This is a genomic window from Chryseobacterium sp. JM1 (assembly GCF_000737715.1).
In the GTDB taxonomy this organism is placed as follows: Bacteria; Bacteroidota; Bacteroidia; order Flavobacteriales; family Weeksellaceae; genus Chryseobacterium.
Genome location: NZ_JPRN01000013.1, coordinates 114,007 through 128,329, shown reverse-complemented (window position 1 = coordinate 128,329; position 14,323 = coordinate 114,007). Strand labels below are relative to the sequence as shown.

Annotated in this window: 12 protein-coding genes and 1 pseudogene; 1 reads left to right on the top strand and 12 read right to left on the bottom strand. The window is 39.1% G+C overall.

Translation table 11 applies throughout. From position 1 onward, the window contains the following. From IW22_RS19125 to IW22_RS19080, 9 genes and pseudogenes are all read right to left on the bottom strand, one after another. Positions 1-450 (bottom strand): annotated as a pseudogene (locus IW22_RS19125) (T9SS C-terminal target domain-containing protein); the annotation flags it as partial. 234 nt (positions 451-684) lie between these two features. Then, positions 685-1,254: a sterol desaturase family protein gene (locus IW22_RS19120; protein ID WP_228384072.1), complete on the bottom strand. Its 570-nt coding sequence runs from the start codon at positions 1,252-1,254 to the stop codon at positions 685-687. Between the two features lie 413 nt (positions 1,255-1,667). Further along, positions 1,668-1,940 (bottom strand): hypothetical protein, encoded by a 273-nt coding sequence (locus tag IW22_RS19115; RefSeq protein WP_034729758.1) that lies wholly within the window; start codon positions 1,938-1,940, stop codon positions 1,668-1,670. 36 nt (positions 1,941-1,976) lie between these two features. Beyond that, on the bottom strand, positions 1,977-3,326 hold the full coding sequence (locus IW22_RS19110; RefSeq protein ID WP_034729755.1) for a S41 family peptidase: 1,350 nt from the start codon (positions 3,324-3,326) through the stop codon (positions 1,977-1,979). 15 nt (positions 3,327-3,341) lie between these two features. Next, positions 3,342-4,082, bottom strand: a complete 741-nt coding sequence (locus IW22_RS19105; RefSeq protein ID WP_228384071.1) for a hypothetical protein — start codon at positions 4,080-4,082, stop codon at positions 3,342-3,344. A gap of 213 nt (positions 4,083-4,295) precedes the next feature. Then, positions 4,296-5,219 carry a T9SS-dependent choice-of-anchor J family protein gene (locus IW22_RS19100; protein WP_034729752.1) on the bottom strand — a complete coding sequence of 308 codons (924 nt, stop codon included), beginning with the start codon at positions 5,217-5,219 and terminating at the stop codon, positions 4,296-4,298. Positions 5,220-5,295: 76 nt separating this feature from the next. Then, a complete protein-coding gene (locus IW22_RS19095) occupies positions 5,296-6,609 on the bottom strand; it encodes a hypothetical protein (protein WP_034729750.1) in 1,314 nt (437 codons plus the stop codon). Between the two features lie 299 nt (positions 6,610-6,908). After that, entirely contained in the window at positions 6,909-10,217 is a 3,309-nt protein-coding gene (locus IW22_RS19085) for a TonB-dependent receptor (protein ID WP_034729747.1), read from the bottom strand. 58 nt (positions 10,218-10,275) lie between these two features. Beyond that, positions 10,276-11,223 (bottom strand): FecR family protein, encoded by a 948-nt coding sequence (locus IW22_RS19080; RefSeq protein WP_228384070.1) that lies wholly within the window; start codon positions 11,221-11,223, stop codon positions 10,276-10,278. Positions 11,224-11,465: 242 nt separating this feature from the next. On the opposite strand from IW22_RS19080, the gene IW22_RS19075 reads away from it, so the two are divergent. Further along, positions 11,466-12,092 (top strand): RNA polymerase sigma factor, encoded by a 627-nt coding sequence (locus IW22_RS19075; RefSeq protein WP_034729743.1) that lies wholly within the window; start codon positions 11,466-11,468, stop codon positions 12,090-12,092. A 9-nt stretch (positions 12,093-12,101) separates the two neighbouring features. On the opposite strand, the gene IW22_RS19070 is transcribed toward IW22_RS19075, so the two are convergent. From IW22_RS19070 to IW22_RS19060, 3 genes are all read right to left on the bottom strand, one after another. After that, on the bottom strand, positions 12,102-12,866 hold the full coding sequence (locus tag IW22_RS19070) for a hypothetical protein (RefSeq protein WP_034729740.1): 765 nt from the start codon (positions 12,864-12,866) through the stop codon (positions 12,102-12,104). After that, complete coding sequence (locus IW22_RS19065; RefSeq protein ID WP_034729736.1) at positions 12,863-13,357, bottom strand: MarR family winged helix-turn-helix transcriptional regulator; 495 nt, start codon at positions 13,355-13,357, stop codon at positions 12,863-12,865. Before IW22_RS19065 ends, IW22_RS19070 begins: the two co-directional genes overlap by 4 nt. A gap of 87 nt (positions 13,358-13,444) precedes the next feature. Further along, positions 13,445-14,308, bottom strand: a complete 864-nt coding sequence (locus tag IW22_RS19060; protein WP_034729734.1) for a helix-turn-helix domain-containing protein — start codon at positions 14,306-14,308, stop codon at positions 13,445-13,447. Between the last annotated feature and the right edge of the window lie 15 nt (positions 14,309-14,323).

Here is a 14,323-nt window from a genome sequence, read left to right as displayed (position 1 = left end):
TGTTTTCTGCCAAAGCTCATCCCCGAATTCATTGATTCTGATCAGCCAGATATCCGATCCACCTTTGGAATCTTCTTTTTTATCCAATCCTTTTCCGGAATAAGAAGTTCCGGCCAGAAGAAAACCTCCTTCCTGAGTGGCTACGGAAGCTGACAGATAATCATGGTTCTGCCCTGAGAAATACTTCTCCCAAACCTGCTCACCCTGCTGATTTAATTTGATTAAGTGAAAATCGTAACCGTTATTTTGCTTTCCTGTTCCCTGAGGCTCTCGAAGGGAACTTCCCTGAATTGAGCTTCCCGAAATAAGGTATTGCTGATCAATAGTCGTGGTCACCTGGCTTAGAAAATTCTGTGTAGAAGACCTGATGTCTTTCTGCCACAATACTTCCTGGGCAGACAGTCCCAGAAGTGTGCACAGCATCAGTGCTCCGGAGTATATTTTTTTCATCCATTTAAGTTTTTAAGTTACTATTAGTTTTATAAATAATGTGGTAAATTTAACATTTTTTAACACGCCCACAAGTCTCTTTATTGAGATTTAATATGAATTTTGTCACCCTTTGGTGTCTTTTAAATGATGCGCATTTTTAATGAATTATAGCTATCACTATACAGTGACAGAACATGACACATATAATTTTATATCCACAAAAAGTAGAAACTATCAATAAAATAAATATTTTCACGCCCGATACGTTCCAAACAGCCTGTCCCAAACAGAAGTATAAAAACCAAAGTTTTTGTTTCCGTCCAAATGATGCTGATTGTGAAACTTGGTTGTTCCCACAAAGAAACGGTCAAACGATGCGGGAAAGAATTCCCTGTTCAGATGACCTATGGTTCCCCAGATAAGATTGATGAATACATAAAGACTTATAGAAAGTATAGAAAAATCATAGCAGATCAATAACGCTAAAATCATGAATCCAAAGCCGATGGTTTCGAAAGGATGCAATACAAAAAGGCTTAGAAAATTGGTACTTACATGTTCATGATGTCTGCCATGCAGTATTTTATACACATAAGGCAGATGGGCTGCATAATGAAAAAAGTACATCAGAAGATCCATTAAGAGAATGAGAGCAATGGTTTCTAAGAAAACAGAAACTGCAGATGGATCAGAGTCAAGGATAATCCAATGGGTTTTCCATAGAAATGCTCCCAACAGCATGACTAAACTGTTACAGAAAACCGTAAGAAGGCTGAGATAAAAATCTGATTTAGTAATAGGATGGTTTTGTTCCTGCAACACGTCTTTGCGGCATGTTTTTTCAATAACCTGATATAATCCTATTGAAAATGAACATAAAAAAACATTTGATAAAAGACTGAATATGACCCATTGCGGCCATGAAAACTGCCAGAATATCTTTATTACATACTCAGAAAATTGAAACCAATCAAAATGCATACACACTTGTTATCTGTCAACCTGATAAATGTATGAATTTCATAGTAAAGAATCTAATGAAGACGGAATAAATACCCCATGAAACCTTTTAAACACTTAAAACTCTGCTTGAAATGTTGAATTCATGAGGACATTAAATTCTTATAAATCAAAGATTTTCAAAAAACTTAAGTGAACTTCTTATTTTCAACGCACTCAACTTTAAAATAACTAAAGTGTAAAAAACTTTTGCAACTTTTGTGGTTAAACAAAAATCACTTCTGCCTCGTCTTCCGTCTTAACTCCCGCACCCGTAAAGTCAGCTGTTTACGCAGATCATTATGGTATTGTCTGTAATTTTTAATGCTTCTTTCCAATTGTCTTTTATTGGCCAGATAATCTTCATACAATTCTCCCAATTCCGAGATCTTTGAGATCATATCAGAAGGCTGGATATCCGAAGTTCCGGCTGTTTTCTTCAGGAGACCGCGGTAATACTCCATCCGGTCTGTAAGGCTGCTGTGAAATTTAGGTTCTATTCCCTGCATGGCTGTTGGTTTATGTATTAAAGCTTAAAAAGACGTTCACTTCCCGATGGCTGCAGAAGGCGTATCGCTTTGAAATAAAATCTTAACACCTTTGTCCATAACTTCCCTGCGTGCTGATTTTGAATAAATACTGTTCAGGGCCGATGAAATTAAAGCTTCTTCTGAATCTCCCAGCGGAAGCAGCGGAAGTGCGGCAAATTCGTTAGCTGCAACCTGTGGAACAATCCCGTTGCTATAACCTCCTTCCCCACTGGCATTAAAAACTTTATAAATCACCGGATGAAGCTGCCAGGAAATCTTTTTGGGCTTCCGTTTATCTTCCACCATAAATCCCGCCATATCTTTCCCCAGCGTCACATCTCCTACCTGAACAACCTGCAGATAAGGTTTAAGATTATTGATGACAATCTCTGATGCAGAAGCCGTACTGCTTGAACTTAAAACATAGACTTTATTCAATCCCAGAGCATTGGCTCGAAGGGTATTGAAATCGACGGCTGCGGGATCATAAGCAATCTGCTGGGCAAATGTTCTTTTCACCTCACCTCCGTTTTTGTTTCCTTTATATACAATGAATGGTGATGTTGATGTAATATTTGACGGAATTAATGAACAAAGTGCCGCAGCTGAAGATACGGAACCGCCATAATTGTAACGGAGATCTAAAATCAGTTCCTGTACTCCGGAAGCTTTGAATAAAGCGAATTTCTGATTCAGTGCCGATGTCATTCCATCCGGAAAATCGTAGATGTAGAGATACCCTGTCTTTTTCCCGTTTTTCTCAAATATTTTAGATTCCAAAGGCTGTTCAAAAGAGTATCCGTAATAGACTTTGATGTTCTTTTCATCCGCAACCATTCCGTTTTTCCAGTTCCCTACCGTGAGATCTATTACGGTTTGGTCTTTAATCGATGAGGTTAGCTGTTCCGCATTTGAAGCCGTAATCGCCTGGCCATTGATTTTTGTAATCATCATTCCTCTCTGCAACCCAGAATTGAACGCCGGAGAGTTTTTCATCACCAGCTTAACGATGGTCACTACATTTCCATTGGGTAGCTGTATCACTGCGTAATCAAAACCATACATATTGCGGACAGACCGCGGATAAGAAGAAGGGTCCTGAGGATCTACCGCAAATGAAAAACGGTCCTGAGGGGACAACAGGCTTTTAAAAAAATCTTTTACCGGAAGATGATAATCCGGTTTCGCCGGCATCTGATCTGCCCAGTAATAGTACCGCCTCATGCTGTCCTGTACCCAAAGGTTGACAGATTCTGTGCTTCCGTCCGGAAAATTGGGACCACCCTCATCATCGTTATTGCATGATAAGACCAATAGTGAAACTGCCACAAGGAGCAACAGACGAAAATAAATAAAGTTCTTCATAGAGTCGGGCTGGTATTACAGATAATCTGCTACATCGATATCTCCTTTGACCGTAAGGACACCATTTTCCATTTTTTCCTGAATCACGATCAGATTCGCTCCCATATCCTGTTTTATTTTAACTTTGATGATTTCAGATCCGATATAGGGAGTGGTAGTTCCGGGTTTATAGAGTTCAAGATAAACCGGAGCTGTATTACTGAAATAATTATATATTTTTACCTCCGTAAAGCTCTTCTTTCCGATATTGTCAAATTCTGCCAGAACTACTCCATTTTCTCTTCTCAGAATTCCTTTCACATTGGCTAATGTGGTCCCGGAATATTCACCCAGGTTTGGAAAAATGAATTCAAATCCTACTTTTCCCAGATTGACCTGTGGTTTTACGGCTGAAGCCTGAAGAAAGATCCCTGGAAGATTGAAGAAGTTCAGGGTTTTGTAATCGTCGATATTATTGTAGGTCATATTATAATGGGCTACCTCAGCGCCCGTTTCATTGTTGTAGATTCCAAGTCTGTCTGTTTCGCCTTCATCCAGGACAAAATCAAGTCTGGTTTCTATTTTATTGGTGTAAGACGTGCTTCCGTTAATGGATACCGGGGTCCCGTTCAGTCTCAGCTGAAGAACATCCGGCTTTGAATATCCTTTGATCGTAACCTGAGCAGGTTTCTGTGATTTATCAAACGGCTGCATTACGCTGCTGTCTGCACAGGAAACCAATAGAGTAAAAAATAAAAGTGCAATGAACTTATTCATTTATATCAATTTAAATTATAAAACCGGACTTAGAAATATTGTCCCGCCCGTTGACTAGCGGGACAATAGGATAATTATAAAAAAACTAAGTCAGATATGTTTATGGTCAAAAAAAGTCTCTGCGGGGAAGCTTCAAATCATTTTTGACCGATTAAAGTTTTCATGTCAATTCCTGCAGAATGCTCTGTAGGTGGTTGGATAGCTGCTGTCTGATTATTTTTTAATAAACTTCAGTCTTTCCGTTGTTTTTCCGTCAGAAACTTCAGCGATGTACATTCCTGCCTGTAATGATGCTACATTCACAGCTCTGTTATATGGTACTGAAAGCACTTTCTGTCCGGCCACACTGTAAATATTCACCTCCGTCTTATTTTCATTAAAGTCTGGGTTCAGTTGAAGCTGAAGGAATTCCTTTACCGGGTTTTCCGTTATTTTAGTTAGATTTTCTTTCTTCTTTACATCCTTAGTTCCCAAAAATGTTGAAGCATAAATCGCCATTTCATCGATGTTAATATTCTGCAGATTGTTTCCTGTCGTTTTTCTGTTAGACCATAAAGCGATGTAGATCTTTTTACCGGCAAAAGCAGAAATATCTAAAACGTTTTCTTTAAACTGAGTAAGATCCGTTGGAAAAGGGTTGCTGAGCGTCCCGGCGATAATTCTGTATGGACTTGGAATATCATTTCCGCTTCCGTCTACGGTCATTGCCTGAAAATCTGCCAATGTAGGAACAGGTTTCTGGGGTGTGCTTACATAAATATATACATCACGTCCGAAATTAAGGTGCGTTGTTCTCTGTCTTCCGATATACGCTGCCAGATTGATGGTTCCGGATGCTCCTTCCAGATTGATCTGCGGAGAAATGATCCAGTCGTTTTCAGTAGCAAGGCTTGGAACTGTACCTGAAGGAACCAGACTTGTTGAATAGCGAAGCGTTCCTGAAGTACCATACGTAAGAGCGGTACCGCTTAAATAAATATTTTGTCCCTGTACCCATCCGTTTCCGTTGTTGTTAAGGTCATGAGTAGTCCATCCCTGAAGATCAGCAGGTGTATCAAAAGAATTGCTCCATACCTGAATCTGCGATACTGCAGCCTGAGATACCAATACAATAAATAATAAAAATAGTTTTTTCATAATACAGATTATTAGAGATTTTAAAAAAAAATAAAAGCAGGGAAAGACATGGGAAGCTTCCCCTGCATTTCATGTTTTATTCTACAATAGAGAAGTCATATTTAGTCCATGCTCCCTGGAAGTTTCCGCTATTTCTAGGAGATACGTTCCATGGTCCTTCGTTGAAGAACGGCTGGCTCATACCCCAAGATGAAGCGGTAGTTCCTGTTAATAGGTTGGCTGCAGGAATTCCTGATGTACCTGTACCTGTAACAGAAGTTGTAAATCCGTGTACCTGGATTGAGCTTAGGTTAGAAGCTGAAGTAAGTTCAGAACCTGTACCTTCTACTTTAATTCCAACAGGATATCCTGTTACTACGGCGTTGTTCAACGTTAATTTTCCGTTTCTTCTGATGTGGATACCATTTTCATAATAAGATCCTGAAGGTGTACCTGTAGTATACAATACATTAGTACGAGATCCTACAATTGTCAGATTGTTGATTACCGGATTAGTGATCAATGGTGTAGCAGTACCTGTTGCGTTATTATCCAGCTCAATACCGTTAGTATCAGAAACACCACCACTTAAACTGTGCGTAGAGTTAGTATCTGCTAAAGCAAGTGCATTGGTAATGGTTCCTGTGTACCCGTTGTCAAAGTCAAAGTTATCATCATCTGCAGCAAAAGAAACAAGGTTAGAAGCATTTACTGTACCTCCGAAGAATTCGAAAGAGTCATCTTTACCGTAAGAAACCTGGATATGATCTAAAGTAGTACCGTTTCCAACACCTCCTAAAGTAAGACCGTTGATCTCATTTCCTGAGTTTGGCGCTAAAAGATCGAATCCAGCAAATTCAATACGAACATATTTCAATGTACCTCCGTTGTGAGCTGCATCGGAACCTCCGTAATAAAAATCTGAACCTGTTAATCCTTCAATCGTTTTAGTATCAGGTGTATTGGCAGGTGCATCACCTAAAATAATTACTCCACCGAAATCTCCAGGAGCAGCCGTTGTGTTTTCGTCTCCGTCTAACAGTTTATAACTTGTAAAAATAATCGGCTGAGATTCTGTACCGGTAGCATTGATTTTACCTGTCTTAGAGATTACTAAAACTCCTGTAGCGGTATTGGATGTGTTTGGTTTTGCCTTAATGAAAGTTCCTGGCTGAATAGTTAATGTAGCACCATTCTTCACAGTTACGATACCATCAAGTTCTACAACACCACTCCAAGTAGTGCTTGAAGTAATATCACCGCTTACAGTAGTTACAGGAAGAGAAGAAGCTGTAAGATACTCAGCAGAAGCAGGCTTCATTTCAAAAGGAGTAGAAGAATCTGCAAGGTTATCATTTTGACAAGCAGTAAGAGATAATGCTGCAAAAGCAATTAAAGTTAGTTTTTTCATTGTTATAATTTTTAGTAGACCCGTTCATATTATTTTTATGACCGAATTTTTAATATTTAGGAACATCCGCCTCTATATTCCTGCGATTTGGTTGTATGATTACCCTGCATTTCAGGAGGAGCTGTCCTGCCGGGTTTCCCTGCTTATCCGCTGCTGTCCGGGAAAAAATAACAGCGGCCGGTTTTTATCTGATCCTGTACTGCTGTGCGCATCATCAGTATTGATCCGAATCGTCTTCAGGTTTCCGAAAACCTGTGCATTACATCAATGAGCTCTTTTATTCTGTTCTTTATAATCTTTTAAAACGTATAATTCACACTTACCCCGAATATCCTTCCGCTATAAGCACGGAATGTGATCTTATCGATATTCTTGTCATATTTGTCTGTAGCGCCCGGAAGAAGCTGCCATGCCTCCCGGTCCGTTGATATGGTACTTCCTCCGGATCCGTTGGGCACTGAATAAGAATTGAAATTGTTATAAAACTCCTTCACCCTATTAAAAAGGTTTCTGACATTGAATTTAACCTCCAGATTTCTGTTTCTTAAGAATTTATAGGAAAGCTGGGCATCTGCTACCGCATAAGGACGCTGTATTTCCTCTCCGTTATAGTCATAGCCTACTGTGATGTACTGATCACCCTTGGCGTTGTATAAAAAACTGGCACCAAAACGGCTTCCGTCGTAGGTCATTCCTAAATTATAGGCATAAGGAGTCTGTCCGTATAATGGTCTCTCCACTTCATAGGTTTCACCGTTCTCCCCTGTTTTATACTGATCTTTGAAAGCGATTACCTTTGTGGTATTATAGGTGAAGTTTCCACTTACAAAAAGTTTTTCCAGCAGAGATCCTTCGGAAATAAATCCAAGATTTTTCCTTACCTCCACTTCTAATCCTTTCAGCTTTGCATTTTTAGAATTCCCATTGTACAGAAAGAGATTTCCTTCATTTGAGAGACGGCCTTCACGCTCGATAGGTCTGTCGATATCCTTGTAATATAATCCGGCAGAGAATATTTCTCCCAATCCTGGAAACCATTCAAATTTAAAATCGTAGTTGTTAACAACCGATGAGGTCATTTCTGTATTATAGATCAAACCGTTGGCTACCGGATCAAAATATGGCAACCCTGTTCTTTCATTAAACTGAGGACGAATTACTGTTTTATTATAAGCCAATCTTACATTGATCTTATTAGTAGGACTGTAGGTAAAATTGACAGAGGGCATCCACTGCCATGCCTTATCATCAATAGGCGCTTTTTTAACGTTTTGATTATCCGAATCGTCCATTTGCTGAGAAATAAGGTCATACTTAAAATATTCCGCACGAACTCCCCAAACTAATCTAAATTGATTCTTCCATCTGTTGTCAAACATGACATAAAATGCATTTTGGGTTACCTTCCCTTCGTACTTGTCATTTTTGTACATAGGCTTTGTTTGCCAGCCAATTCCTCCCGGAACATATTTAGAACCATCAAACCACTGATTCAAAGAACCATATAACGATGTAAATCCTTTTTCACTGCTGGGAACATCCCTGTTTTCATCTACTCTAAGAAAGAATTTCTGCTGTTGGTTGGTATTATTCTTTATCACTCCGGCGTAACCTGCTTTAATGTCGGTTTTAAAATTTCCCGTATCTATATTCCACTTTAGGGAAGTTCCGTAGTTATAATCCGTTTCTTTATTGGCGATATATCCCCTGTAAAAATTAGATGCTGAGTTGTATACCATATGATAGGTAAGAATCTCACTCCCCACGAAATCGTATTGGCTCAGATACTGTGTGTAGTCTTTGGTGTCAGACTTCACGCCTGTTCTTGCAGCAAACCAGTTGATATCTACATTTCCGATTTTATGATTTCCTTCCAGTTTATTCTGCAAAAGCGTCTGATAAATAGGATAATTGGTATTATCGGTATATGGTTTGTCCAGAGCTTTGATCTGTGCAGGATCATTATTGGGAATAATTCCGTTGTAGAAATAATTATAGGATGCTTCCGCATTGGCCGCCATTCCGCTTCCTCCTGTATATTCATTCCAGCCCGTCACTCTTGTCAGTGTATTATCATAGATATGGGTGTATGAATTACGGAAGGAAATTCTGTTTTTCCCCAGCTGTAACCCGAAATTCAACATTCCTGCCAGCGTGGAATTATAATTATAGGAAGCTCCTTTGTTTTTAAAATTGTAAAATACGATAGGATTCGTTCCATTCGCCTGCCAGTTAGGATCATAGGGTGCTGTAGTATCCAGCCAGTTTCCTCTCCCCGTATGGTCAATATCCAGTGTATTCTGCTCGTTTCTTACCGTAAATGCTCCTGCAAATCCCCATTTGTTATTATTTTTAAGGGCAAACGTTCTTCCCAGTGCCAACTGCAGATTAGATCCCATATCAGCTTTCGTTTTGAAAGTACTGAAGTTGTCATTGGTAAATCTTTTCGACTGTTCGAAAAATAAGGGATTGTTCCAGTCTGTTGGTTCAAGGCCTTTAGGAAAATCTCTTGTTCCGTCGTCATATCCGAAATAATCATATTTACCCTGCTTTCGGGTTAGAAATTCTTTAAACGCCGACTGATCATTATAGGAAGTTCCTACACTTACCGTCGTAAAGTTTTCATTGGGAATATCTTTGGTTCTTACTTCTACATAACCACCTGCAAAACTGGCATTCATATCCGGTGTTGCCGTTTTGCTTACCACAATACTTTCCACCATCGCTGTGGGAATAATATCAAATGAAAAGTTCTGGTTATAGGCCTCGGTACTTGGAAGATTGATTCCATCCATAGCGGCTGTATTCCAACGCTCTCCCATGGAACGTACCACTACATATTTGTTGTCGATCGTCGTGATTCCCGTTACTCTTTTCAATGTTCCTCCAACGTCATTATCAGGCGTTTTTGCAATCTGTTCGGCAGAGATTCCGTCACTCATCTGAGCCGCTTTTTTCTGTTGAGCCAATAGGCCTGCCTGAGTATCTGCTTTTCGGGTGGCCGTAAGAACGACTTCTTTAATGTCCGTTATTTTATCCGATGCCTGCTTCATTGCAAATGACACCGTACTCGTTTCATTGGTATTCACTGAAAGCTTTTCTACCCTCAATGGGCTGTATTTTGAAGCTTTTACTGTAAGAGTATAAACTCCCGAAGGAACATCTACAACAAAATCACCGTTGTTATCCGTTAAAATGGTCTTCTTTGCCACGGTTACTTCAGCTCCGGCAACAGGATTCCCTACTTCATCCACTATTTTCCCTGAAATTTTCCCATCTCCTGTTACCGAGATGCCGTTTCCTTCATATTTTATTGAAATCAGGTCTCCACGGAGGCGGAAGGCTACCGGAAGCCCGTTTGTAATATCTTTAAGACAGTTGTTTACAGAAGTATTTTCACATTTTACGCCTTTTACCTTTAGCTCCTTAATGTCCATTTTAGAATAGGCCAGCCTCATTCCCGTTTTTCCGGCAAAATCTTCCAGCACCTCAATGAGAGGTCTGCTTGCCGGGACAGCGAATGATACTTTCTGGACCAGTTCCTGTGCTTCGGCTGCTACCGTAAAAAATACTGCCGCAACGGTAAGACCGCATTTCAATCTTTTCATATGTTCAAGTTCTCTTATTAAAAGTTTTATTTTGTAGGGTTAATTCTGTAGGGTGATTTTATTTTTTCAAGGTGTAGATATGATCTTCTTTATGCACTTCCAGTCCCAGTATAAAGGCCAGTGCTTCCATATTTTCATCAGCGGTACCTCCTGTAAAATCTGCTGTGATTCTTTTCTCTGCCGTTTCTTTCGGGTACACAATCTTAATTTTATAGTTAGCCTGCATGACATCGGCCACTTCTTTAAATGAAACATCGTTGAAACTCAGTGACAATAATTTTGCTTTCTGCATTCCCGATTTTTTTTCTGTGGTTAATGATAATACCGCAGCGGTATGGGGGATCCCGAAATTCGTCCACTTCTGATTAGGCTTCAGGTAAGAAACTTCTGTTCCTACTGATGATACAGCTACTTTTCCTTCGTAAAGGTGTACTGACTTATCTTTCCCGGACTGAGAGATTTTAAAAACAGTTCCCAATACTTTGGTACTGAAACCGTCTGCACGAACAATAAACGGATGCGTCTTTGATTTCGCCACGGAAAAAACGGCATCTCCTTTCAAATCCACAATTCTCGTGGAAGCAGGGAATGACTGATCTACCGTAAGTTCTGCACCTTTCAGTAAAGTGACTACAGAACCGTCTGCCAGATAGACTTTCCGGTTTCCGGTTTCTGCGGTGTAAGTATCCGGCTTAAAGAAAGTAGTATAGGTAAGGATTCCTCCAACTGATAAAAGAAGTATCACTGCGGCGGCAGCGGTATAAGCGTATTTTTTTAATGGATAGATCGGGGTAGTTTTTACCGGCTTGATAAAATACAATTCCAGCGCAGACAAGACTCTTTCTTTAGATTCTTTCATATGGATCTTATCAAGATCTCTTTCTGACTGGTTTTTCCACTGACTCAATAATTCATCTTCCTTTTCTGAGATTTTTTCTTCGGAAACTTCCCTCTGCCAGAGCTTAAAAACGAAGGCGGCAGTATTTTTATATTTTTGGCTTTTCATAAAATATTTCATGGTATTCACAGATACTTCTATCTATAAGACTGTGAAAATGAAAAACTTCCCCAGGCCATTCTTAATATTGTATTCACATTAAAACCAACTTGTTAATAATTTTAAGCCATTTATCTATTTTCTCAACATTTGATTCACATTTAAGGGATATTTTTCAGAAATAATTAATCTTAGGATCCCCAAAGTTCATAAAAAGTTAATTTTCCTTTAGGTAATTTTGCGGTAACGATATGAAACCAACAGACTATACGATATTAAAGAAAATAAAATCAGGCGACCGTCCTGCATTCATGCTGCTTTACGAGCGGTATTGGGATAGTCTTTACCGTTTTGTTTTCACGAGAACGAGAGATAAGGAGATGTCTGAAGAACTGCTGCAGAACCTTTGGATCAAGATCCTTGAAGATACAGCTGCCATACAGACCGATGAATCAGAAAGTGCCAAAGGCTACCTGCTCCGCTATCTTCATTACAGAATTATTGATCATTATAACAGCTCTAAAAAGATACCGTCTACCATTAGCATAGATGAGTATGATCCTACCGGCGAGATCGATATATCAGACACGGAATATTTTGAGATTCTGGAGGAAAATGAGATCACTTCTTTATTATTGATGATCGATGAGGTTGTTTCACAGCTTCCTTCTACGGAACAGAGTGTGTATGACATGAGAATCAGAAGAAATATGTCTGTTGATGAAACGGCAGAAGCTCTGGGAATAAGCAACAAAACCGTAAGCAATAAATTAAGCAAAGCTTTAGGGGAAATAAGGGATCAGCTGAACCCGGAATACCAGTCTTCTAAAAAACTGGTATCTATCCTGATGCTGATGGAACTCCTGACGAAGTATTAAAAAGAGTGGTTATTCGTACACAACATAATTGACTTTATCTACGCCTGTGTTTCCTGATTTCTCATGATAGGCATACAAGATCAGTTCATAGTTTCCGGGCGTATTTAACAGGTCACTTCCTTCAAACAGATTGGTAGAGATCAGTGAGAAATTGACCTCTTTCAGATATTGGCCGTCTTTTTTAAGAATTCCTTTGACTTCAATTTCGTCGGAGTTCCAGACGCCGTTTTTATCAATAACACAGCCACACATCATGACGATATTGGCCTGAAACGGAAAAGGTTTTCCCTTAATGCTGTTTAATGAAATATACTGATGGGTTCTCGGTTTCAGAATATCAATGATGAATCCGGGGATTTCTAAAATAATCCCGTCACCCAGAATATGTTTTCCGGGAATCAGCCACAGCTCGGTAGTTACAGTAGCCTGCGCCTGTTTATTATTGAATGGAGAGATTACTTCAATACTAACAAAAGTTGGCTCATTAATATCTAAAGATACAAGAAAGCCTGCCGTTTGCGGATCAGTGATGGAAATGCCCCTTGTTTTGGCTCCTTTCATGATCAGATCTGTATTTCCAGTACTTCCTGTTGTATTTCCTTCAGCCAAAATCTGCTGATTGACTTTATTCCGGACAATAATATGGGCACCGCCCAAAGAGCTTCCGATAAATTTTGCATCTCTTGCTTTTGCCCTGATCATAATCTTTGTCTCAGCTGCAGAAACCGTCAGACCTAACATAAGAAAAGCTGCGATAAATAGGAGTGTTTTCATACAATATTGGTTTTTAAGTATTCTTTTTTAAATCTGTCATGAAAAGAGTCGTCTTTCAATCGGGCATCTATACTGTCCAGATAAGCCAGAATTCCCAGATCATCGGAAAGCACTTGTAAAATCGCTTTTTCACAACTGTCCCATATCTGTTCCAGCTGGGGAAGCATTTTCACGGCCTTTTCTGTAAGTGAGACCATCTGTTTCCGTTTATCTATACTATCTTTTTTGATGACCAGATAATCTTTGTCCGCCATTTTCTTTACAATAGCAACTACCGAAGGATGGGAATATCCCAAAGGCTCAGCAATATCTATAATAGACATTTCTTTATTTTTTTGCAGCAGCATAAAAACAAGATACCAGTTAGGTTCTACGTCAATATTCATTTCTTTGTAAAATTTCCGGACATCATGGGACATCCGGTCACTTATTCTTTTCAACCTGCTATCCAATGCTTTATATCCTAATTCTTTAATAAAATCCTGATTCATTTCCTACTGATTTAATTACAAATATATAAATATAAAGTCAACTATATAGTTGACTTTATATTTATTTTGAATGAGCTCGTTAAAATTTTAAGAATCTGATTGATTTAAAGCACTCTTCCTGTATTCTTTAGGTGTCATATTTCTGTATTTCTTGAAAAGCTTAGACAGATGGCTTTCATCGCTGAACTGAAGTTCGTAAGCAATTTCACTCAAACGGGCACTGCTGTATTTCAGATAAGTTTCCACCAGTTTGAGGCGGTAATCCAACAGATAATCCTGATAGGAAACACCAGTATGCTGCTTAAAATATTCCCCGAAATAATTCCTTGAAATGCCAAAATGATCAGCGATCACCTGAATTCTGGCTTTCTCCTTATCTTTTACATGCTCCTGAATATAGGTGATGATTTTCATGATGGAAAAAGCTTTCCTGTTCTGCTGCAGATCAGAAGTTTCACTTTCAATGATGTTTCTGGCGATAAGATTCAGCAGAATCGAAATACAGTTCCGGATGATCAGATAATCATTCGTTTTGTTCCTGTACTCTCGTGCAGTCTGTAAAATAAGAGCTTCTGCAAAGCGTTCATCATCCTTATTCCGGAAAACACATCCTGCCCTTGCATGGTAATTATTACTGATATATTGAAGTTTATAAAGATTTTCGCAGCTTTCTATACGGTCGGCTTCCAGTCTTATTTTATCAATAAAGTCAATCGGACACTGTATGGCAACAAATTCTGCATTTTCACTTTTAAATTGATACAGTTCATTTTGGGGAATAATAAACAACTTAGATTCCTTAAAAGTAATGGTCCGCTCGTCATAAGTAAGCGTTCCATGCCCGTTCAGAACATAAACCAGGGAAAGAAAGGTTTTCGTTTTGAGTAAAATTTCTTCCTGACAAAGTTTGATTTCATTAACATCAATACGTTCAACGGGTAAGATTTTCATGTGTGAGTACTTATT

What these genes read in the sequence shown, in the direction of transcription:
- IW22_RS19115 (WP_034729758.1), bottom strand. Translation starts at nt 1,940, where the DNA reads ATGCAGGGAATAGAACCTAAATTTCACAGCAGCCTTACAGACCGGATG.
- IW22_RS19110 (WP_034729755.1), bottom strand. Translation starts at nt 3,326, where the DNA reads ATGAAGAACTTTATTTATTTTCGTCTGTTGCTCCTTGTGGCAGTTTCA.
- IW22_RS19105 (WP_228384071.1), bottom strand. Translation starts at nt 4,082, where the DNA reads ATGAATAAGTTCATTGCACTTTTATTTTTTACTCTATTGGTTTCCTGT.
- IW22_RS19100 (WP_034729752.1), bottom strand. Translation starts at nt 5,219, where the DNA reads ATGAAAAAACTATTTTTATTATTTATTGTATTGGTATCTCAGGCTGCA.
- IW22_RS19095 (WP_034729750.1), bottom strand. Translation starts at nt 6,609, where the DNA reads ATGAAAAAACTAACTTTAATTGCTTTTGCAGCATTATCTCTTACTGCT.
- IW22_RS19085 (WP_034729747.1), bottom strand. Translation starts at nt 10,217, where the DNA reads ATGAAAAGATTGAAATGCGGTCTTACCGTTGCGGCAGTATTTTTTACG.
- IW22_RS19080 (WP_228384070.1), bottom strand. Translation starts at nt 11,223, where the DNA reads ATGAAAAGCCAAAAATATAAAAATACTGCCGCCTTCGTTTTTAAGCTC.
- IW22_RS19075 (WP_034729743.1), top strand. Translation starts at nt 11,466, where the DNA reads ATGAAACCAACAGACTATACGATATTAAAGAAAATAAAATCAGGCGAC.
- IW22_RS19070 (WP_034729740.1), bottom strand. Translation starts at nt 12,866, where the DNA reads ATGAAAACACTCCTATTTATCGCAGCTTTTCTTATGTTAGGTCTGACG.
- IW22_RS19065 (WP_034729736.1), bottom strand. Translation starts at nt 13,357, where the DNA reads ATGAATCAGGATTTTATTAAAGAATTAGGATATAAAGCATTGGATAGC.
- IW22_RS19060 (WP_034729734.1), bottom strand. Translation starts at nt 14,308, where the DNA reads ATGAAAATCTTACCCGTTGAACGTATTGATGTTAATGAAATCAAACTT.